The organism is Xanthomonas sp. NCPPB 2922 (genome assembly GCF_041520885.1).
In the GTDB taxonomy this organism is placed as follows: domain Bacteria; phylum Pseudomonadota; class Gammaproteobacteria; order Xanthomonadales; family Xanthomonadaceae; genus Xanthomonas; species Xanthomonas campestris.
The window spans coordinates 277869-299140 of the sequence record NZ_JBGOFY010000001.1 but is presented as its reverse complement, the minus strand read 5'-3'; the positions used below and the strand labels follow the sequence as shown (position 1 = coordinate 299140).

The 21272-nt window shown below is 61.6% G+C and carries 12 protein-coding genes and 3 pseudogenes; 5 read left to right on the top strand and 10 right to left on the bottom strand.

Annotated features, from left to right (window positions below; genetic code table 11):
* Nucleotides 1-97: 97 nt before the first annotated feature.
* The 3 genes from glgB to ACD584_RS01205 are packed head-to-tail and all read right to left on the bottom strand — an operon-like array spanning nucleotide 98 to nucleotide 8756.
* Nucleotides 98-2296, bottom strand: coding sequence for a 1,4-alpha-glucan branching protein GlgB (gene glgB / locus ACD584_RS01215; RefSeq protein ID WP_175611749.1), 2199 nt, complete (start codon nucleotides 2294-2296; stop codon nucleotides 98-100).
* Complete coding sequence (gene treS, locus ACD584_RS01210) at nucleotides 2293-5643, bottom strand: maltose alpha-D-glucosyltransferase (protein ID WP_076037505.1); 3351 nt, start codon at nucleotides 5641-5643, stop codon at nucleotides 2293-2295. The genes glgB and treS overlap by 4 nt, the downstream gene beginning before the upstream one ends.
* Nucleotides 5640-8756 carry a maltotransferase domain-containing protein gene (locus ACD584_RS01205; RefSeq protein WP_076037506.1) on the bottom strand — a complete coding sequence of 1039 codons (3117 nt, stop codon included), beginning with the start codon at nucleotides 8754-8756 and terminating at the stop codon, nucleotides 5640-5642. The genes treS and ACD584_RS01205 overlap by 4 nt, the downstream gene beginning before the upstream one ends.
* A gap of 228 nt (nucleotides 8757-8984) precedes the next feature.
* Here ACD584_RS01205 and ACD584_RS01200 point away from each other — a divergent pair.
* Nucleotides 8985-9349, top strand: a pseudogene (locus ACD584_RS01200) (hypothetical protein); the annotation flags it as partial.
* Nucleotides 9350-9519: 170 nt separating this feature from the next.
* Complete coding sequence (locus tag ACD584_RS01195; RefSeq protein ID WP_076037963.1) at nucleotides 9520-10191, top strand: hypothetical protein; 672 nt, start codon at nucleotides 9520-9522, stop codon at nucleotides 10189-10191.
* Nucleotides 10192-10284: 93 nt separating this feature from the next.
* Here ACD584_RS01195 and ACD584_RS01190 read toward each other — a convergent pair.
* The 5 genes and pseudogenes from ACD584_RS01190 to ACD584_RS01170 form a co-directional block, all read right to left on the bottom strand.
* Nucleotides 10285-10532 (bottom strand): annotated as a pseudogene (locus ACD584_RS01190) (type IV secretion protein Rhs); the annotation flags it as partial.
* Between the two features lie 40 nt (nucleotides 10533-10572).
* Nucleotides 10573-10935, bottom strand: coding sequence for a hypothetical protein (locus ACD584_RS01185; RefSeq protein ID WP_139328405.1), 363 nt, complete (start codon nucleotides 10933-10935; stop codon nucleotides 10573-10575).
* A complete protein-coding gene (locus ACD584_RS01180) occupies nucleotides 10932-15533 on the bottom strand; it encodes an RHS repeat-associated core domain-containing protein (protein WP_228437946.1) in 4602 nt (1533 codons plus the stop codon). Before ACD584_RS01180 ends, ACD584_RS01185 begins: the two co-directional genes overlap by 4 nt.
* Before the next feature lie 161 nt (nucleotides 15534-15694).
* Nucleotides 15695-16159, bottom strand: a complete 465-nt coding sequence (locus tag ACD584_RS01175) for an RNA polymerase sigma factor (RefSeq protein ID WP_254843729.1) — start codon at nucleotides 16157-16159, stop codon at nucleotides 15695-15697.
* Nucleotides 16160-16475: 316 nt separating this feature from the next.
* Nucleotides 16476-16829, bottom strand: coding sequence for a SymE family type I addiction module toxin (locus ACD584_RS01170; protein WP_076037507.1), 354 nt, complete (start codon nucleotides 16827-16829; stop codon nucleotides 16476-16478).
* Nucleotides 16830-17345: 516 nt separating this feature from the next.
* Between ACD584_RS01170 and ACD584_RS01165 the strand changes: the two genes are divergently transcribed.
* The 3 genes from ACD584_RS01165 to ACD584_RS01155 are packed head-to-tail and all read left to right on the top strand — an operon-like array spanning nucleotide 17346 to nucleotide 20166.
* Nucleotides 17346-18011 (top strand): hypothetical protein, encoded by a 666-nt coding sequence (locus ACD584_RS01165; protein WP_076037508.1) that lies wholly within the window; start codon nucleotides 17346-17348, stop codon nucleotides 18009-18011.
* A gap of 26 nt (nucleotides 18012-18037) precedes the next feature.
* A complete protein-coding gene (locus ACD584_RS01160; protein WP_228437947.1) occupies nucleotides 18038-18721 on the top strand; it encodes a hypothetical protein in 684 nt (227 codons plus the stop codon).
* On the top strand, nucleotides 18718-20166 hold the full coding sequence (locus ACD584_RS01155; protein WP_076037510.1) for an XVIPCD domain-containing protein: 1449 nt from the start codon (nucleotides 18718-18720) through the stop codon (nucleotides 20164-20166). The genes ACD584_RS01160 and ACD584_RS01155 overlap by 4 nt, the downstream gene beginning before the upstream one ends.
* 107 nt (nucleotides 20167-20273) lie before the next feature.
* On the opposite strand, the pseudogene ACD584_RS01150 reads toward ACD584_RS01155, so the two are convergent.
* Both ACD584_RS01150 and ACD584_RS01145 read right to left on the bottom strand, forming a co-directional pair.
* Nucleotides 20274-20786, bottom strand: a pseudogene (locus tag ACD584_RS01150) (imm11 family protein); the annotation flags it as partial.
* Between the two features lie 183 nt (nucleotides 20787-20969).
* On the bottom strand, nucleotides 20970-21197 hold the full coding sequence (locus tag ACD584_RS01145; protein WP_076037512.1) for a hypothetical protein: 228 nt from the start codon (nucleotides 21195-21197) through the stop codon (nucleotides 20970-20972).
* Nucleotides 21198-21272: the final 75 nt, after the last annotated feature.

Genomic DNA, 21272 nt, shown 5'->3' with positions numbered 1-21272 from the left:
CTGGCGGCTGCGCAGTCGTGTTGATAGCTGCTCTAAGGCGCGCAATCTAGCAGCTGCCACCGCGCCGGGCCAGCAGGCCGGGCGCGGTGACGGTCGATCAGCCCTGCGGGGTCAGCACGATGACGCCCAGCGGCGGCAGCAGCAACGGCAGCGACTGCGCGTGACCATGCATGGACTGCGGTTCGGCAGTCACCGCACCGCCGTTGCCCAGGTTGGCACCGCCGTAGATGCCGGCGTCGCTGTTGAACACTTCGCGCCACAGACCGCCCTGCGGCACCCCCAGGCGATACCCCTGCTGCACCACCGGGGTGTAGTTGATCACCACCAGCACCGGTGCATCGCCGCGTTTGCCCTTGCGCAGGAACGCCACCACGCTGTTGGCCGCGTCATCGCCTACCAGCCACGCGAAGCCCGACGGGTCGTCGTCGTGCGCGTGCAAGGCGGGGTATTGCGCGTACAGGTGGTTGAGGTCGCGCACCAGCGTCTGCACACCGCGGTGGCGTGCGTCATCAAGCAGATGCCACGGCAAGCCGGCGTCGTGGTTCCACTCGGTGGGCTGGCCGAACTCGCAGCCCATGAACAGCAACTTGCGCCCCGGGTGGGTGAACATGAAACCGAGATAGGCGCGCAGGTTGGCGAAACGCTGCCAATCGTCACCGGGCATGCGGCCCAGCAACGAGCCCTTGCCGTGCACCACTTCGTCGTGCGAGATCGGCAGCACGAAGCGCTCCGAGTACGCATACACCATGCTGAAAGTCAGCTCGCCATGGTGGTAGCGGCGATAGATCGGGTCCAGCCCGATGTAATGCAGCGTGTCGTGCATCCAGCCCATGTTCCACTTGTAGTGGAAACCCAGGCCGCCATGCGACACATCCGCGGTTACGCCCGGCCAGGCGGTGGATTCTTCGGCAATGGTCACCGCACCCGGCGCGTGCTCGCGCACCACATCGTTGAGCCGGCGCAGGAACGCGATGGTTTCGTAGTTCTCGCGGCCGCCATGGATGTTGGGCACCCACTCACCAGCATTGCGGCTGTAGTCGCGGTAGAGCATCGAGGCCACTGCATCCACGCGCAGGCCATCGACGTGATAGCGCTGCAGGAACTCCAGCGCGCTGGCGATCAGAAAGCCAGACACCTCGCGGCGGCCATGGTTGTAGATCAGCGTATTCCAGTCGCGATGGAAGCCTTCGCGCGGGTCGGCGTGTTCATACAGCGCGGTGCCGTCGAAGTGCGCCAGGCCGTGCGCGTCGGTGGGAAAGTGTGCCGGCACCCAGTCCACGATCACGCCGATGCCTTCGCGGTGGCAGCGGTCGACAAAGCGCGCAAAGCCATCCGGGCTGCCGAAGCGCGCGGTGGGCGCGAACAGGCCCAGCGGCTGGTAGCCCCACGAGCCGCCAAACGGATGCTCGGTCACCGGCATCAGCTCCACATGGGTGAAGCCCATGTCGGCCACATACGGAATCAGGCGATCGGCCAGGCCATCCCAATCCAGGTCCACGCCCTCTTCGCGCAGCCAGGAGCCGGCATGGATCTCGTAGATGCTCATCGGTGCGTCGTGCGCCTGGCGGCGCGCACGGGTGGCCATCCAGCCGTCGTCGCTCCACTGGTGCGGCGTGGGGTCGGCCACGATCGAGGCAGTGCCCGGCGCCAGTTCGGCGCGGCGTGCCACCGGGTCGGCCTTGGCCGGCAACTCGTGCCCATGCGGGCCACGCAGCTGATATTTGTAGTGCGCGCCTGGGCCCACGTCGGGCACGAACAGCTCCCACACGCCGGCCTGGTGGCGCAGCCGCATCGGGTGCCGGCGCGCGTCCCAGCTATTGAAGTCACCCACCACCGCCACGCGCGAGGCATTCGGCGCCCACACCGCAAAGCGTGTACCGCGCACGCCATCCACTTCCACCACATTGGCACCCAGCGCATCGGCCAGCTGCAGATGATGGCCTTCGCTGATCAGGTGCAGGTCGAAGTCGCTGAGCAGCGGCCCGAACGCGTACGGGTCTGCCGTGTCCTGGGTGCCGCCCGGCCAGCCGATCCGCAGGCGGTAGCCTCCCTCGGCCGGCAATTCGCCGGCAAACAGGCCCGGTTCCGGGCCGGCTTCCAGCGGTACCTCGCGCCCATCCGCCAGCACGGCGGTGACGTGCTCGGCGCCGGGGTGATAGGTGCGCAGCAGGCGGCCGTTGGTGCTGGGATGTGCGCCCAGCACCGCGAATGCATCGCCGTGCCGCGCTTCGGCCAGGGCGCGGGTCACGCCGGGGTCCCATCGATTCGTCACTGCAGTCATTACTCCACTCATCATGTGTCTCCCGCACCAGCGCGCGCGCGTTGCAGGATGCGTCGCAAGCCCTGGATGGGCACCATCAACCAGCCCGGCCGGTTCGCCGCTTCGTAGCGCACCTCGTAGCAGGCCTTCTCCACCAGGAACAGCAAGGTGGCCGCATTGAACGCCGCCGGCGCGATCCACGGATGCGCGCTGGCGTCGAGCACGGCATGGTAAGCGTCCAGGAACGCTTGCGTGGAGCGGCGGCGGAATTCCACCAGGAAGTCATCCAGGTGCGCATCCACGCCCACGCCGGCACGTGCGGCGGTGCCCTCTTCGCCACGCGCAGACACTTCGCTGGCGTAATCGAGCGAGCGCAGGAAGCCGGCCACATCGCGCAACGGGCTGGCCTTGGCGCGGCGTTCGACCAGCGGCTTGGCGGGCTCGCCTTCGAAGTCGATCAGCACCACGTCGTCGAACGCCACCAGGATCTGGCCCAGGTGGAAGTCGCCATGCACGCGGGTCAACAGCGACTCGGCCAGCACGCTCGGCGCCTTGGCCAGCAGCGCATCCAGCTGCGGGCGTTCGGCCAGCACTGATTCCAGCGCCTCGCGTTCGGCCGCATCGTCGGTAGCGCCCAGGCGGGCGTGCACCGTTTCCCACATCTCCTCGACCTGGCGTGCCACGCCGCCCACCACATCGTTGGCGGTGGGCAGGTCGATGCGCTGCGGTGCGAAGTCGGCATCGTCGGTGCTGCGCGAGAGCGCCTCGTGCAACTCGGCCAGGCGCTTGCCCACCACTGCGGCAAATGCGTCGTAGCCGGCCACCGCTTCGTTGCGGGCTTCGTCGGTCTGCGCGGTGGCGTATTCGTCGAAACTGCGCGCCAGATGATCCAGCGTCCAGCGCCAGGCATCGCCCTGGTTGCGGATGAAGCCCTGCAACAACGCGATGGTGGTGATGGTGCCCTGCGCATCCACCCGGCTCACGCTGCCCAGCAACGGCGCCGCATTGGCATAGCCCATCTCGGTGAGGCGGCGGCCGATCTCGATTTCCGGATTGGCACCGGTGGCCACATGGCGCAACAGCTTGAACACCGCCTTGTCCGCAACGACCAGCGAGCTGTTGCTCTGTTCGGCCGACAACCAACGGATTTCCGGGTCGTCCGGAATCTCCAGCGCGGCCAGCGCCGGGGTCGACTCGAAACGCACCTGGCCCTGTTGCGAGGCATCGTCGCCGTCGTGGAAATCCAGCGCCGCGTCGTGACGCAGTGCGTCGATCACGCCGCGCACCATCGGCTTGAGCGCAAACGCGTCGGTGAGATACCCCACCTCGCGGCCCTGGCGCACCCGCGCCAGCGCCAGCTGCTCGGCCAGCGTGCTCGGGTGCTCGCGCTCCCAGACGATGCCCACCGGCAGCATGTAGCACTCGTGGTGGCCGTCTTCCAGCTCCACATCCAGCTCCAGCAGGCTCATCGGCTCATCGCCCGGCAACGGTGTGCGCCGCGAAATGCGCACGCTCTTGAGCGCCTGGTCCTTGGCCGAGAACCAGCGGCGTGCCGATAACCACGCCGGCAGGATCTCGCCTTCCAGCGTGGCCAGATGCGGCAGCAGTGCGGCGCTTTCTTCGGTGTCGCTGCGCAATACCAGCGTGCGGTAATCCGGCAACGGCACCGGGCTGGGCACATGCCAGTCCGGCAGCGTGCCTTCGCTGACCAGCTGGAACGCATAGAAACCAAATGGCGGCACCGTCAGCAGATAGGTCAGCCGGCCGATCGGCGGAAAGCTGCCACCGCCGATGATGTCCACCGGCACGCGACCTTCGAACTCGGACAGGTCCAGCTCCACCGCCTGCAAGGTGTGCGAGAGGTTGGCCACGCACAGCACGGTTTCGTCCTGGTAGCAGCGCAGGTACGCCAGCATGCGGCGGTTGCCCGGGTACAAAAAGCGCAGCGTGCCGCGGCCGAACGCCTGGTAGCGCTTGCGCACGCTGAGCACGCGGCGGGTCCAGGTCAGCAGCGAATGCTGGTCGCGGATCTGCGCTTCCACATTCACCGCCTGGAAGCCGTACAGCGGGTCCATGACCGGCGGCAGCACCAGCGCGGCGGGGTCGGCACGCGAGAAGCCACCGTTGCGGTCGATCGACCACTGCATCGGGGTGCGCACACCATCGCGATCGCCCAGATGGATGTTGTCGCCCATGCCGATCTCATCGCCGTAATACAGCACCGGCGTGCCGGGCATGGTCAGCAGCAACGAGGTCATCAATTCGATGCGGCGGCGGTCGCGCTCCAGCAGCGGCGCCAGGCGGCGGCGGATGCCTAAGTTGATTCGCGCGCGGCGGTCCGAGGCGTAGGTCTGCCACAAGTAATCGCGCTCCGAATCGGTGACCATTTCCAGCGTCAACTCGTCATGGTTGCGCAGGAAGATCGCCCACTGGCAGGTCTCCGGGATCTCCGGTGTCTGCCGCATGATGTCGGTGATGGGGAAGCGGTCTTCGCGCGCGATCGCCATGTACATGCGCGGCATCAGCGGGAAGTGGAACGCCATGTGGCATTCGTCGGCGTTCTGTCCGAAGTATTGCTGGGTGTCTTCCGGCCACATGTTGGCCTCGGCCAGCAGCATGCGGTCCGGGTATTCGGCATCCAGCGTGGCGCGGATCTTGCGCAGGATGGCGTGGGTTTCCGGCAGGTTTTCGTTCGAGGTGCCGGAGCGCTCGATCAAATACGGCACCGCGTCCAGACGCAGGCCGTCCACGCCGCGGTCCAGCCAGAAGCGCATCACTTCCAGCACCGATTCCAGCACCGCCGGGTTGTCGAAGTTGAGATCGGGCTGGTGCGAATAGAACCGATGCCAGAAGTATTGGCCGGCCACCGGGTCCCAGGTCCAGTTGGACTTTTCGGTATCGCAAAAAATGATGCGCGTGCCTTCGTATTCCTGGTCGGTGTCCGACCAGACATAGAAGTCGCGCTCCGGCGAGCCGGCCGGCGCGTTGCGGGCACGCTGGAACCAGGGGTGCTGATCGGAGGTGTGGTTGATCACCAACTCGGTGACGATGCGGATGCCGCGCGCATGCGCCTGCGCCACCAGCTGCTCGAAGTCGGCGATGGTGCCGTAGTCCGGATGCACCGCCATGTATTCGGCAATGTCGTAGCCGTCGTCGCGGCGCGGGCTGGGGTAGAACGGCAGCAGCCAGATCGTGTCCACGCCCAGTTCGGCGATGTAGTCGAGCTTGGAAATCAGGCCGGGGAAATCGCCGATGCCATCGTCATTGGAGTCGAAGAACGACTTGACGTGCACCTGGTAGATGATCGCGTCCTTGTACCAAAGCTGGTCGGCAACCACTGCCGATTGTTCTGCGTCAGCCTGAAGGGCTGGAACTGCATTCATGCGACCTCTCCTGCGCGGATGCGCCATAACGCGAACGGCCGCGTCGCCTCTAACCGGATGTGTTGCGTCTTGCCATGCCATGTGAAGCGATGGCCGTCCCACAGGTCTTCCACCGCCACGCTGGCGTGATCGGGCAGGCCCAACTCCCACAGCGGGATTTCAACTTCGGCATCCTGGCCCGCCTGCGGGTCCAGGTTGATCGCCACCAGCACCATGCTGCGGCTGCGCGACAGGTAGCCGGCATCCAGGAACTTGCCGAAGTACAGCACCTGGTCGTTGTGCGCCTGGTAGAAGCGCGTGCCCAGATGCGACTGCAATTCCGGGTGCATGCGGCGCAGCTGGTTGAAGCGGGTGATCTCATCGACGATATCGCCCGGTGCCCGTTCCGGCCAGGCCCGCAGCTGGTATTTCTCCGAGTCCAGATATTCTTCCTTGCCCGGCGCCAGCGGAGTGGCTTCGCACAATTCAAAGCCCTGGTACATGCCCCACAAGCCGGAGAGGGTGGTGGCCAGCGCGGCACGGATCAGGTGCCCGTTGCGCCCGCTGGTCTGCAGGAACAACGGATTGATGTCCGGCGTATTGACGAAGAAATGCGGGCGGAAGCACTCGCGCGGCACGCCGTCGTTGAGCTCTTCGATGTACTCGCGCAGCTCGTGCCTGTGGTTGCGCCAGGTGAAATAGGTGTACGACTGCGAGAAGCCGCACTTGGCCAGGCGGTACATCATCTTTGGCCGGGTAAAGGCTTCGGACAGGAACACCACATCCGGGCGGCGCCCGCGCACATCGGCAATCAACCATTCCCAGAACGGGAACGGCTTGGTGTGCGGGTTGTCCACGCGGAACAGGGTGACGCCTTCGTTGACCCAGAACAGCACCGCGTCGCGCAGCGTGTTCCACAGATCCGGCACCGCGCCGCTGGCGTAAAAATCAACGTTGACAATGTCCTGGTATTTCTTCGGCGGGTTCTCCGCGTACGGGATCGAACCATCCGCGCGCCAGGTGAACCAGTCCTTGTGCTCCTGCAGCCACGGGTGGTCGGGCGCGCACTGGATGGCAAAATCCAGCGCCACTTCCAGGCCATGCGCGCGTGCGGCCTGGATCAGCCGGCGAAAGCCCTCCAGTCCACCGAGTCCGGCATGCACCTCGGTGTGCCCGCCATCGGCGGCACCAATCGCGTACGGGCTGCCGGGCTCGCCGTCCTGCGCGTTGACCGCGTTGTTGCGGCCCTTGCGGTTCTTGGCGCCGATTGGGTGGATCGGCGGCATGTACAGCACGTCGAAGTTCATCGCGCGGATATGCGCCAGCCGCCCGATCACATCATCGAACGTGCCGTGGCGCTGCCCGTCACCGCTTTGCGAGCGCGGGAACAGTTCGTACCAGCTGGAAAAGTGCGCCGCGCGGCGTTCGGATTCCACCCGGAACGTCACCGGGTATTCGGAGCGGAACGGCTTGTCGTCGGCCAGCGCCATCGCTTGCGCTGTATCGGGCTCCAGCACGATCGCCAGTTGCTGCAACGGCTCGCTCTGCGCGCCGATGCGGGTGAGGATGTCCTGCAACTGGGTGGCCAGCGCGCCGTCGCTACGTGCATGCGCAGCCTGTACCACCGCCACCGCTTCCTGCACGTCCACCGGCAGCACGGTGCTGGCGGCGCGCTTCTTTTCCAGATCCGCATGCAAGGTAGCGAACACGTCGCGCCACCCTTCCACGCGGAATTCGTAGGTGCCGATGCGCTCGAGCGGGAACTCCGCGCGCCAGCGGTCGTTGCCCAGCGCACGCATCGGCGCGCTGGACCAGGTCTTGGCATCGGCCGGGCGCCACAGCACCGCCACCGCAATACGGTCATGCCCGTCGCAGAAGGCATCGGCCTCCACGCAGATACGGTCGCCCACGGTGCGCTTCACCGGGAAGCGGCCGTTGTCCACCGATGGCGTCACCGACTCGATGCACACCCGTGGCCACGCCGCCGCGGTCTGCGCACGCGGGCGCATGCGCGGGACCGCCAGCACATGCCGCGCCGGCACACTGCGGTACACACGCACTTCGCCAGGTTCCAGCGCCTCCAGCGTGGAGCCGGAGAGGGTGCGCCCGTCTTCGGCCACCAATGCCTCGGCATCGCCGAGCAGGCGCAACAGATCCGGTGCCGGCACCGGCACCACATGATCGGGGTCGCCATTGATCAACAAGAGCGAGGGCAGCCCGCCAAGCGGCTCCACCGCCACCGCCGTCAGGCCGGTGCCTTCGCGCAACAGTGGCCGCAGCCGCAGGCCCGCATTGTCTGGCTGCGGGCCATCGGTGGCACGCACGCGCAACGGCAACGACTCCAGCTGATGGTCTTCCAACACCCAGGCGCCACCGAGTGCGCTCGCCAGCTGCCAATGCTGCGCGCGGCGTGCGGCGCTGCTGCCGTCGGCAGCCTCGACAATCGCCACCACCCGCTTGGCCAGCGCACGCAGCGCGGCATCTTCATCGAAGAACCAGCTGCCACGGCCATCCCACCAGGCGAGCGAGGAGAACGCCGCATCGAAGCCGGCACCGGCAAGCTGCTGCAGCGCTTCGCCGCCCAACCCGGGTGTCCACGCCGCGAAGATCACCTCCGGCGCCTGTGCATGCACGCGGGTGATCAGCTCACGCCAGCGCTGTGCGGGGATCTGCTGGGGCTGTAGCAAGCGGAAGCCGCCCACACCCTGGTTGACCCACTCCAGCAGGCGCGCGCTCCACCACTCCACCAGCGCCGCACCTTCCTGCGCATAGGCAAAGCGTGCCTCGGCCACCTCGGGCGTGGCACGCGGCTGGCGCGGATCCGGCACTGCGGTGCTGCGGGCGCGGAACCACTGCGGGTTATCGCGCACCACCGCGCTGGAGCCGCCCACCTCGTCCAGGCGCACATCCAGCAGCAGCTTGACGCCTGCCCGTTGCGCGGCCTGCACGCAGGTCTGCAGTTGCCGCGCCTGGGCATCGCCGGCGTTGGGTTCCACCAAGCGCCCTTGCGCGTCACGCGCAAACGGCGGCGCCACCACCACATAGTCGCAACCGGCTTCACGCGCCGCCACGCAGCGCGCTTCCAGCCTGGATGGGTCGGCAACCGCCGCTTCATTCACTACACACATCCGCATGGCGCGCCCCTTCAGCAGGCAGCGGTGCGCGAACGCACCGCGTTGCAGGGAACGACCTGGCCTGCGCAGCGCTTGGCGCCTGCAACGACCCGCCCTGGACGCACCAGGCCCACTCCCGCCGAAACCGGCCCCTGGCCGATCCTGCCTACCGTGACTGCACTCATGCGCAACTCCGCAACGATTCTTGACCCCTACACCTAAACACTCCGCCTGCGAATACCGTGTGTCGGCCGTATTGACGAAAAACAAACAAGCGCGACGGTGGCGGCCGGCCACCCATTCTGGGCATCGCTGATCGAACACATCTTCGTGGCGCACCTGCCGGAGCGCCTGATCGATCACCGGCAGATTCCGATGGTGTCCGGGCCCAGGGGCTCACCAACTTCTACCTCTCACGCGAGGGCGGCTTTCAAGGCATCCACTGTCCTGCACGCGACGCCTTCCATCCGGACCGCACCTGGTTCGGGTTGGGCCATCGCGGCGGCCAGATCGCCGTGGGCTCGCACCTGTGCTGGGCCTCGTGGCGCGGCAAATCCACGCGGCGCGCCATCACCAACTACCTGCGCCGCAAGCTGAGCGCATTGCCGATCTGAGCTGCACTAGGTAGCGGTGACTGCATGCGATAACCCAGCTGTCCTCCGGCAACGCACGCGCGAATGGCGCCCATCGTGGCCGAAGAAGACACCGGTTCACGCCATGCGCGCTGATGCACAGCACACGCCACGTTAGGCCACACTAGTGCCTTGCCCATGGAGTGATCGAGATGCACAAGGCCTGCTTGCTGTTCCTGTTATCGGTGTCAGCCATGGCGCACGCCGCGCCACACGATGACGAAGCGGCCGACTGCCGCAACGGGTCATTCACCAATAGCCCGTCAGCGTTTACGCTGGCGCGCGTCGCAGTCCCTCGCCTGTACCTGCTCAACGACAGCGACGGCTGCCCCAGCAAGGGCGAGGCAGCCTGCCGGCAGCGCAGCTACGTGATCAAGGGCGACGTGGTGGTGCTGGCCCAGCACCGTGGCGGCTACGCCTGCGCGTCCTATCCCAACAAGGTGGGCGTCAGTGCCGGCTGGGTTGCCGAGCGCAGCCTGCAGCCCATCGCCAGCACCGCCACGCCACCCGCAAGTGCGTGGAACGCCCACTGGCATAACGGCGACAACACGCTACAGCTGACCGCCAATGGCGACAGCAGCATCACCGTCAATGGCGACGCCTACTGGCCCAGCGCCAACCCCAGCCCGGAGCAGGTGCCCGGCGGCCCACACTTCGGCGCGGTCACCGCACGCAGCTTTGCGGAGGGCAACCGTCTGGAAGTGCGCGAGGATGACTGCACGGTACGTCTGCAGCTGCTTGGCGACCTATTGATCGTTGCAGACAACCTGCAATGCGGCGGCGCGAGTGTGAGCTTTAATGGGGTGTATCGGCGGGATAAGTGAAGCCTCACCGACACGCTGATCTGCTGTTGGATGCGCGGCTCTTCGTGGCACTGGATCACCGCAACGTGAGCGCACCGTAACCTGACCCCGTTCTTGGGCCACGCCTGCGACTGCGCTTGGGCGGTGGTTGGTGTTTGGGTATGTATAAGCTTGCGTGGCGGCGGCGACCTTGACACTCAGGCGATTACCGGTGGCATCGTAGCTATAGCCGTCGATCACCGTCTCGGTAGTCCCATCCTTGAGCGCAGTGAGTCGGCCGAGCGTGTCGTAGTCCAAACAACGTTCTGATGTTGGGTTGGCGGCCGGGGTTGGGGCAATGAGGTACCGACCGGATCGAAGCCAATTCATCCTCCTAAGGCCCCACACTTCTGCATGGATTATCTACTCAGGGAAAGGCCACTTCTTATGCCAAGGCAACTCACACCCTAGCCATTCCGTACCCTCTGAGAATATTTTTTTAATCTTTTCATATCGGCCAAGCATCTTTAGATGTAAAATTTGATCTGAATTTAAAAATTCAATTGAATTTCTCAAAATTAATTTTTCTTCTGAATTTTCTTTTATCTCAATGATGCAATCATGCTCATCGTCAAACAAAGTCCACACCCAGTATCCAATTGACTTAACCGCATTATCGTCAGTTTTTTTTGGCCAATTACCCTCAAATTCATTCGAAGACAATCGATGTTCATCCAGCTTACGCAGGAGTTCAACTCCGATATTTCTAGCAGCATGGTCGATCACTGAGCACCTCGACATTTTATAAAAGCATTCAGCGCTTCAACGTGCTCTGTTATTGCACCAATCCCTGCCCCGATAATACCCGCCCTCTTAATCACTGTTCCTATTCCGAGTCTACCAATGGTTCTCCCAACTCCATTTCCCAGGTAACGTCTGGAGTAGCTCGTGTAACGCCCGCTGGGACCTCCACCTGCTACCCCACCGCGAGGCTTAATTGCTGATTTATTGACTACTTGCGCCGACCCACCAAAGATTGCGGAACCGGCGCCAAATCCCACAATCGAATTAACTGACTCTTCCATAGAGTAGGTACTTAAAGCAGCATCAAGACAGTCTTCTTTTGGTTTGTCTTCACATAGACCGGAAGGATCTAAGTGGCTAACTGGGCTTCCTTCAACATAAACGTATGTACCAATTCCTGCTCTTAAGCCAATCGGATCACTCTGCCCATACCGACCAGTGGTCGCATCGTAGTCTCGGAAGTAGTTCTGATTGAACCCGCTGGCCGCATCAAAGCGCTGCCCTGGGAACCGCATGTCGAACACCACTGCGGTGCCATCGCCATCCGGATCCTGGTTGGGCGCAGTGTTGCCGAAGGCTTCGCCCTTCAGGCTCCAGTTCCACACGGCAACGTCACGGGCGGCATCGACGACCACACGGGGGCTGCCGAGATGGTCGGGTTCGATGTAGTGCAGTTGACCGCCGTTGGCCAGCAGGCCCACAGGCAGGTCGTCCAGCCAGATCGCTTGTTGCTTGGGTGCGCCGTTGGTGTCGTAGTCGCCGAGCCAGTGGCCGGCCTCGTCGTAGAGCGTATAGGTGTTGGTGGTGCCCAGGTAGCGACGTACCTGTTCGCCTCGGCCGTTGTAGCGGTAGTTCATGACCGCGACGCCTGCGCGTTTGACCTGGGTCATGCGGCCGGTGGTGTCGTACAGGTACTCGCGTGCCTTGCCGCCGATTGTGAGGGTGTTGCCCATCTTGTCGTAGGTGCGCGCCACGCCTGCGACTGCGCTCAGGCGGTGGTTGGTGGTTGGGTATGTATAAGCTTGCGTGGCGGCGCCAACCTTGGCGCTCAGACGATTGCCGGTGCCATCGTAGCTATAGCCATCGATCACCGTCTCGGTAGTGCCATCCTTGAGCGCAGTGAGTCGGCCGAGCGCGTCGTAGTTCAGACGAAGTTCTGGTGTTGGATTGCCGGCCGGGGTCAGGGCAGTGAGGTCGCCAACGGAATCGAAGCCGAAGCCGATTTCCAGCCCTCCGGTGCGAGTGTCCTGGATGCTCTGCGGCCGGTAATCCTGATCGTACATGCGCGCCAACTTACGACCATTGCCGTAGGTCCAGCCGGCAGATGGGCCGAACGGATAGTAGGTCGCTCCGCTCAGCAGACGCTGGCGGCTGCCGCCCGGTGCGGTCACCCCAACCTCGGTCGTCTGCCCTTGTGCGTTGCGGACGTAATCGACAGCAGTACCATCCGGGTAGACCATCGACCGTAGGCGGCCGCCGGTTGTGTATTCGTAGCGCACCACCAACGTCTTGCCATTGACCGTCTGCACCTTACGCACCACCTCGCCGAAGCGGTTGTAGCAGTATTGGGTGGTACCGCTGCCATCCTGGAGCTTGGCCAGGCGCCCGACTGTGAACGTCTCACCGCTGGCGCACACGTTCTGCGTGACGTCATAGGTATAGCTGACATTGAAGGCGGCGGTCGGGTAGCTGATGCTCAAGACGCGGTTGAGCGCGTCGTAGCCATAGGTGGAGATGACGCCGCGCGCATCGGTCTGCGTGGCGCGGTTACCGGCGCTGTCGTAGGTATAGCTGGTGACGCCGGTATCCGGGCTGATCAGTTTCAGGATGTCGCCTAACCCGTTGTACGTGTAGCGCGTGTCCAGACGTTTGGGGTCCTTGACCTGCAGCGGGCGATCCTGCGTGTCGTAACCCACGTTGGTTTCGGCCTTGATGCCATCGACATCCTGCAACGTGCGCGCAAGCCGGCCAAGTGGGTCGTGCTCTTGCAGGGTTCTACGGCCGAATGCGTCGGTGATCAAGCGCAGGTTGCCGTTTGCATCGTAGGCGTAGTCGGTAGGATTTGCGGCCGCATCCGCCTGCGTTTCCAGCTGGCCCAATTGATTGTAGATACGGCTCAAGCTGCGCTTGAGCGCACCTTGTGCATCTTTGGTCTGCTCCTGCAGACGATTGCCAGCCTTATCAAGCACGTAATGGAGGGTATTGCCCAGCGTATCGGTGACATCGGTGAGGCGTTGGGCCTGGTCGTAGACAAACGTGGCGTAGCTGCCATCGGGCTGGGTGATGCGTTTGACCAAGCCGGTGGGCCAGTACTCGAATGTGGTCACGCGATTCTGCGCGGAAGTCGCGCCATGCACGGTGGTCGATGCCAACCAACCACGCGGATGGTAGCTGTAATCGGTTAGCACCCCATTCTCGTCAACGGCAGAAAGAACGCGGCCTGCTGCGTCATAGCTCAGATTCTCGCGGATCTGGCCGCGGGCGTTGATGGTCTGCTTGAGATCGCCCTTACGGTACGGGCACGGTCCGGTGCCGGTCTGGCACCCAGCGGCATCGATGGGGTAATAGTTGTAGGTCGTACGGTCATCGATATCCGTGCGCGGGCCATCGATGGACTTCAAATAGCCAAGGATCGGGCAGCCCCCACCACTGGTGGCAACATCAGACGCCTCACAATACGTGTAACCCAGCTCTCGCTTCTGGCCTTCTTGGCTGGTTACTGTCAAGAGGACAGGCTGAAGCCGAGCGTTGCGCGTGTAAGTTGTTTTGCGTCCGTCTAGCTGAATCGAGAGGACTTTATTTGAGCCTATCGCGGTTGCTATCGTTATGGTGCGTTGCTGAGGATGCCCAAGGGCTTCCTGGACCGTGTGTACACTGACATTTACCCCGTTCTCGGTTGTTTCCGAATAGATATGCTTTGTCTGGATGCCTCGCCGATCCGTCATGGTGCTCAACCTTCTACGGTAGTCCACAGATTGATCGTAGTAGGTGTAGCTCACGGTTCCCGCGCCATTGGTAATTGCGGAAATCTTCGGTGCCTGACCGCCAGCATTGGTCATAGCGTAGGTGGATTTGCCTCCCAATGCATCAGTCACGATCGTTCCGGCGGAGGAATAAGCGAGAGCTACCCCGTCCGCCCCACCGATGTGCTGACTGGATACCGCCCGCCCTACGTCATCGTACGCGTAGGTGCCGAAGCGCTGACCATTTTCATTGGTAATACCTGTCAGATGTCTAGAGAAACGTAAATCCTCGTAGTGATATACACGCATGCCACCGTCAGCAAACGTAACGCTTTTCAAGCGACCCTGATCGTAGGTGTAGGCAGATAGCAGAACACCTGCCGATGAAACGCTAGCGATCAGGCCCTTATTAGCGCCGTCTGCGTAGCGGAGATCGACAGATCTCCCCTGCAACGAAGTGATCTTACTAAGGCGTCCGTCACTGTCATAGGCGTAGAGCAAGCCAGCGCCGTCGTCAGTCATGTGCGAAAACAAGCGGCCTTTTGCATCGAACGTGTAGATAGCGTCATTGCGATGCAGCTTCCAGGTGTTGCCATCTGCAGTTATTCTTTCGCCCGAACCATTGGCCGCCTCATAGTTTTCTCCAATCTTCCTAAACGGCACCGCATAGCCGTCCCCCTCTATCAGACTCAATGAGGAAACTTGAATTGCGAGATATAGACCATGGGAATGTGACCAGCCTGGACCGAAATCGCTGGAAGCAGTTGCAATCCCCGAATGATAATAGCGTGAAAAATCAATCCAACCTAGATCAAAGTCACGCTCGATCTGAAATTTTTCACCAGTCTTTACATCACAGGGATTTCCGACAAGCCCTGAGCTGGAACCAACGTCAGCGTCGCATTGGTTCGCAGCCACTTTAATTGTTGCCATGAAATCTTTGTTGGCACAGGCCTGCTCGCTTATGAGCCAATCCGTATATTTTTCAGGGCATTGGGTCCTCCTTCTTTTAAGGACCGATGATGAAAATGCGTATGTGCCCTCGCAATTGTCATAAGGCGCGTCCACTTGGTACACCCTTACCTGATGCTCCATTCCTCTATCGTACTCGGGATATGGGCCGGTAGATGCAATCCAGTCTCCCGTCGGCATTAAAGTTGCCACTGCCCCACACTGTGGCGCCCTTGCATTCACTTGACGAAGTATCTCTTCTATCGCGGCATTTTCCGTGGGTAACCCTGTAACGTCCAAAGTGTCGTATGCCCAATCTTCGTCTTTTGCTTTTTCGGCTCCCATCCAATAAGTGACCGCCATCTCGCCACTCTCAGAAACATGCGCTTCTTTGATGGTGTCGACATATTGATAAATATCTTCCGCGCCAACCGGACCAGGAATTGACTTGACTGCAGCCTCAGCTTGGACTTGAGTGGCGTAGTCGCCGAAGTATGCTCCTTGTGAGTTATAAACCGAAAATTTAGGCTTGGCCTCTTGAGCCCAGGCGCATGCGGAGACAGCAATAAGGACACATGACAGTGTCAAGCTGTGCCAAAAGGTCAATCGATCAGACTTAGGAGCCACGCCGCCCGGCAGCGAACGGAATCGATGAAGCAGCGCCATATTTTCTTCCTTGAATTAAAGAACCAGATCCTTGGTTTATGCCTGATAACGACGGCTGCGTAGTGGCTGCAGCACTCTCTGTTTTAGGCATCACTATTTCTGAACACACGTTCGCATCCATAGCAGCCTCTGTCAATACGGGGATCGAGAGCTGCCTGCTATCAACTGACTATCGCCCGGCACGCGACCAATGCGCGGCTGATGTGCTTTTCCACCATCTTGATCGAGATGCCCATGGCTGCTGCCACTTGCGGGTAGGTGAGGCCGTCGATGCGGTTGAGGATGAAGGCCTGGCGGCATCTGGGTGGTAGTGCGGGCAGCGTGTGAGTGTGCAGGTGCTGCAGGATGCGGCGGGCGTCGGCGATCTGGTCTACGTGGGCGCCGTCTGCGGCCAGTGGTGCGATCAGGTCCGGTGCGACGTGGGCGTTGGCGTGGCAGCGGTGGTGCGTGCGCCAATGCTCCAGCACTACGTTGTGGGCAATGCGGTACATCAGCAGTGCGTAGTCGCCGATGTCGGGCGCGTCACGGTAGGCCAGCAGGCGGAGCAGCGTTTCCTGGGTGAGTTCGTCGGCGGTGTCGGGGTCACGCAGGCGCCGGCGCATATAGGCGAGCAGGTCGGCATGCAACAGGCCGATGGCCTGGTCGAAACGCGCCTTGCCCGCTGCCGGCTCCTCGCGTACGCGCCAAGGCGTGGTGTGGTGTGGCGTGTGCGGGTGTAGCCGCGCATAGATGCGGCGCGCAGCGGCGCGACGTACGCCATGCGTGTGGTGGTGGTGCCTGAGGCGCTGCGCCGATGCCAGGCGGTGCAGGTGTTGGTCGCGCGCTCGACCGGCAGCGGCATCCATGTGTTGCCGAAGTGCGGGAATGTGCCAAGGGTGCCGGCCAGGGTGTCATTCACCATGCGAGTTCTCCAACTGCGGAGCGCGGGGTGCAGCGGGTTAGTCACTCTGCAGGTGCGACGCTGACGACCAGTTCGCCATCGCGCAGGCGGATGTGGAGTTTGCTGCCGATGGTGAAGCCGAGTTGTTCGAGCCAGCGGCCGCGTAGGCGCAGGGTGGGGATGCGTTGGTTGGTGGTGGGGTAGTAGCCGTAGCCGACCGTGCATTGGTGGGGTGGGCGTGGGCGGCGTGGAGGGCGCTGTTGTTTGGCGAGTTCGGCGGCGTTGGCGGCGGCGACTTGCTCGGGGGTGAGCATGGGGGTGCGCGGGGGCTCGACGATGCGCCAGGCTGGAGTGCGCGGTGGTTGGGGCGGTACGTGCTTGCGGGCGGTGGTAGAGCGGGATGGCGGTTGACGCATGGCAAAGCCCTCCTTGACGAACAGGCCCCGCCGCCGGATGGCGACGGGATGTCGGGAGGTTAGAAACCGCACACAGTCGGCGGGCGTATTTCCCCGAAGGGTGTTGTATTAGCCGCCCTCCCGACGCAGGCATCGCGTCGGTTGCCCCCGCAAGACGCTGCAGGCACAAAAAACCCACCGGTTTGACGGAGGTGGGTACCGCTGTGTGAGGAGTTTCTACGCTCCTTGCCGACGAGACTGCTACGCGCTGCGCGACATGTCAACCGGTCGAGGCTGGCAATATGTAAAGCGTTGAGGGAAGATCTTTGCGTCGACGTTTGAAGCAGCAGATTCAGTGTTGGATTGGACCACAGACAGTGCTACTGCGAGCCCATCCGCAACACAGTCGCAAGTTGCTTCCCCACTCTCTATCCATCACCAACGCGCTACTCAGCTTCGGACCCGAGAGTGCAGGAGACAGACGGCACGGGTGACAATTGACCAGCAACGCGATGCCGCGTGAGTGGCAGGATTTCAATGAAAAAAAATAGCTTCCGAAGCCTGCTTCCTTTGCTGCTGCTTTCAGTAGCGCTGCCAAGCGCTTGCGCTCGCACGCCTCATGAAGCAAGGCGGGATGCGGGCACGCCACCTCAAGAGAAGAGCAGAGGTATCGACAACGGTGCCGACATCGTCTCTGCAAATACTACTCTGCAAGAATTGCAGCGCAGGCTGCTGCGCTTCATTGATGGACTGACAGTGCCAGCGGATCTGGACTACCCGCGAATGGAATCTGCACTTGGCATCAAGCTTGGGCCACCATCCGATCCGGCATACCCGTGGCGTGAAGCAAAAGACGTCGCTCTGGCCGATGGCTATGCGCTCTATGCGACACATCGCCCAACGAAGGATGGCTTCTCACGGATCGAAGTTGCAGTGTCTTTGCCTAACCACGGCGATCCCACGCGCGTGCCTACGCCGACCTGCATCTGGCAAGCCGAGGCATTGTCCAAAACGCTCGAGGGCATGGGATACACACGCGGCGGCCAGCGCCCCTTCCAGGGTGGATGGCTACGCCAACATTGGCGCGCGATCAACGGCGGAAGTCAGATTTTTTCGGTCTCATTGCTTCTTTATCGAACCAATGAACAAGGCAGTCAACAAGAGTGCGCTTATAGCGTCAAGATCGATGGAGGCAGACCATGAAATGGGGCCATCGAAGAGCAGAGCCTATGAATACCAAGCAGAAGAGAACAGGAAGGAGATTTTTTTCCCTATTGTTGCTGCTCCTTGCGGCTGGACTTCAGGGCGCGTGCGCAGATCCAAAAAAAAGCGATTTCACTACGTCATCTGCATCAGTACCAGTCATTGCTCAGGATGCGATTGCAAGTGATCGCTCGGAGCCAAAGGCTAGCATTAGCTCTCAAGAGCTGGAAGCCAGGTTGCTGAGTTTTGTCGATGGATTCAAGTCACCGGCCGACATGAATTACATGCGGCTGGAGGCGGCGCTGGGCACAAAGTTCGGAGACACCTCGAACTCTCTGCATCCTTTTTACATCATGAAAAATGTTTCCCTGAGTGACGGGTACACCTTTTACGCAACCCACGTACCCGCAGAGGAAATTTTCTCAAGTATGGAAGTCGCCGTCGGTCTACCCGAACGTATCGACCCAACGCGTATACCCACTTCACGTTGTGTTTGGGATGCAGAAACGCTGTCACATAAACTGGAGGAACTGGGTTACAAGCGTAGTGGGCAAAGGCCTTTCCAGGGAGGATGGCTGCGCCAGCATTGGCGCCCACTCAACAATGAAACGCAAGGCTTCTCCGTCGCATTGCTGATCTACCGAACTAGTCAGGACAGTGGTTCGCGCGAATGCGCTTACGGCATGCAGATCGATGGGGGCAAGGCATGATACCTGTTGATCCAAGAATCGAACCTCTGCTGGGACGCATGGCAAACGATCCGCGCCTTCCAAAAGAGGCCGAGTCCAGTATTCGTCAAGCGCTATCAGAATCTCCCTACCTATCGAATTTGCTTGGTAATGCGATAGAGGAGGGGCATATCGGATCGATCGCTGTCTCGCATGGCCAGAACAACGGCGGTCATTTCCAAGATGGCAAAAACGGAAGCGCAGGCACGCTCAACATCAGTGCAGCAGCGTTCAGCGACTTCACGGGCGCGCAGCGGATTGACTACATCACCGAAGTACTCGGGCATGAAACAATGCATGGTGTGCTGGCAGAGCACCGGGCTCAAGCACTGGCCGAGTTCGCAAAGACAATGAGCAGCCGGCTGCAGGAGGCGCACGAGAATCGCGAAGGTCAGGTCGACCTTACCGGCCCAACACGCGTCTATCTGGATAGCACTCGGCAGGATGAGGCGCTCTCAGAGATTTCAGGCATGCGTGCGCTCCACGACCGCATCAAGCATCAGAACCCCGGGATGCCTGATGGAATGGTCGAGCTTCGGCTACTCCAGCGCTCGACCACGCGTTGTGTGGATAGAGGGGTTGCTCCACCGCAGTTTGCCAATGGATTGACATATGAAGAGCTAACGACGCGCCCGTTCTCACGTAATGATGCGCTGACAAAGTCGGTGGAACAGTGCTTCTACGACGGTCGCGGCACGCTGGGCCCTCATGGCGACTCAGATTACCGGAATTACTATGGCGTCAACCCGATCAACCACATCGCGCAGAGCTACGCGCATCTGGCGCATGACCGCCAGCCTCCGGAAGTGCGCATCGATCTCAAATCCTTGGGCCTGGACCCAAGACAGCTGGAGCGCAACGGGCTGGACCTCGGGTCTGCGAAGACCTTCAACATCGTTGACCTTGGCAAGGACGGCTATGGCATGATCCAGCTCAAGGACACTGGCGCACGCGGCGTTAGCTCTCCCAATCTTGCGACACCGAATGAGCCAAGCCGCACATTGACCCCTGCAGAAGCGGGGCACCCGGACCATGCCATGCATCAGCAGATCCGAAGCAAAGTGGAGCAGCTGGACGCCGCCAACGGCCGCACGTTCGACGCTACCAGTGAACGGATGACAGCGAGTCTACTGACGTTAGCAAAAGACAACGGACTAACCCGGGTGGACCACGTGCTGCTCAGCGAAAAGACCAAAGACTCGCCCGCTGCGCAGACCCTGTTTTTAGTGCAAGGCGATCCAAAGGATCCGGCCATGCTGCGCGCCCATATGCCAACGGCCGACGCCGCGCAGCGGCCCGTTCAAGAGAGCTTTACGCTACTGGAATCTGTCAACCAGCGCTTAGCGCACGAGCGCACGCAAGAGATGGCGATGGAACAGCAGCGCTCACAGGAGCAACAACAGCGCGGCCCCGTTCCGTCGCTTTGAGGCGATGACGCGGCGCACCTACCATCATCAAACGGTTTGCAGCCCCTTGCTCTAGACATGGAACGGGAGCTGACGCGTAAGTGAATCTGACCCCGTTCTTGGTTCTCCTTGAAGACTAGGCTGGCACCGCCCGATGCGCTGTAGAACTTGAGATCCTCTTCGGTTTGATGATCTCGCTCATACTTGATCTTGACCCGTGACGCATCCTCATCGAGCGCGTCGAGTGAGCGCACCACCTCGCACAAATAGTGCTGAGGCCCAGGTGAGCCATCGGCGAGCGTGAAGTCACAAGCCGCGAACGCGAAACCTTTCGGGTCAATGGATTCGAACAACTGCTTCAGTGCTTCTGAAACGATCCAGATGCCGAACAGGTTTTCAAAATCGCGGGGCATGCCACCCAACGCTGGTACATGGATCAAATGGGGTTTTTCCGGATACTGCCCTGGATCGCCATTGGGCGGCTCAACGATGAAGCTTCCAAGGAGCCTAAGTTTTTTCTCGTTCGCAATCTCTATGCCTGGCACCTTCCCATTGCCCCAGAGACTCGGCTCGAGAACAAAGAACTCACCCTTGTGGGAAACGCTTGGAATCGTAACGGCAATTGCACTCTGGTCGTTCATGGCGGCTTCCATCGTGGATGCGGTTACGTTGTGCATTTCGGCTTATCACTTTGCCAAGCGATTCTAGAGCAACGAGCAGAGTAGCTGTGGATTACTCGAGAAACCTCTTCAAGGGCGCGAACTGGCGTATGAAAATCTTGGTTAACGCCGGCATCAAATTAACTTCTGTAACAAAACCTGTTTTCATTGTGGCTCGCCTCGCCTTTGCTCCACCCGCTGCTCAAGCATCTCGCGCACAGCATGGGCGGCATCGAAGATGGCTTGTCCCAACGTTGGCAGCGTCTGCGCCTCCAGGCACTCCAGTTTGCTAATGGCGATGACGTCGCCATGAGCGATGAGGGTGCGTAGCAGGCGGTCGAGTTGGTCGCGTTGGTCCAGCGTGAGATGCAAGACGACGGCGGGGTGCTCCATTTGTGTCCCTCCTCTGCTCGGTGAGCAGTGAGCGCGCACGGTGTGGCGATTGGCGCGTTGCGCTCGGCGCGGGGC

Bases quoted from the DNA above. Each gene is read 5' to 3' on its own strand.
- ACD584_RS01155 (WP_076037510.1), top strand. From the start codon at position 18,718: ATGATACCTGTTGATCCAAGAATCGAACCTCTGCTGGGACGCATGGCA.
- ACD584_RS01205 (WP_076037506.1), bottom strand. From the start codon at position 8,756: ATGCGGATGTGTGTAGTGAATGAAGCGGCGGTTGCCGACCCATCCAGG.
- ACD584_RS01160 (WP_228437947.1), top strand. From the start codon at position 18,038: ATGAATACCAAGCAGAAGAGAACAGGAAGGAGATTTTTTTCCCTATTG.
- treS (WP_076037505.1), bottom strand. From the start codon at position 5,643: ATGAATGCAGTTCCAGCCCTTCAGGCTGACGCAGAACAATCGGCAGTG.
- ACD584_RS01165 (WP_076037508.1), top strand. From the start codon at position 17,346: ATGAAAAAAAATAGCTTCCGAAGCCTGCTTCCTTTGCTGCTGCTTTCA.
- ACD584_RS01170 (WP_076037507.1), bottom strand. From the start codon at position 16,829: ATGCGTCAACCGCCATCCCGCTCTACCACCGCCCGCAAGCACGTACCG.
- ACD584_RS01180 (WP_228437946.1), bottom strand. From the start codon at position 15,533: ATGGCGCTGCTTCATCGATTCCGTTCGCTGCCGGGCGGCGTGGCTCCT.
- glgB (WP_175611749.1), bottom strand. From the start codon at position 2,296: ATGATGAGTGGAGTAATGACTGCAGTGACGAATCGATGGGACCCCGGC.
- ACD584_RS01145 (WP_076037512.1), bottom strand. From the start codon at position 21,197: ATGGAGCACCCCGCCGTCGTCTTGCATCTCACGCTGGACCAACGCGAC.
- ACD584_RS01195 (WP_076037963.1), top strand. From the start codon at position 9,520: ATGCACAAGGCCTGCTTGCTGTTCCTGTTATCGGTGTCAGCCATGGCG.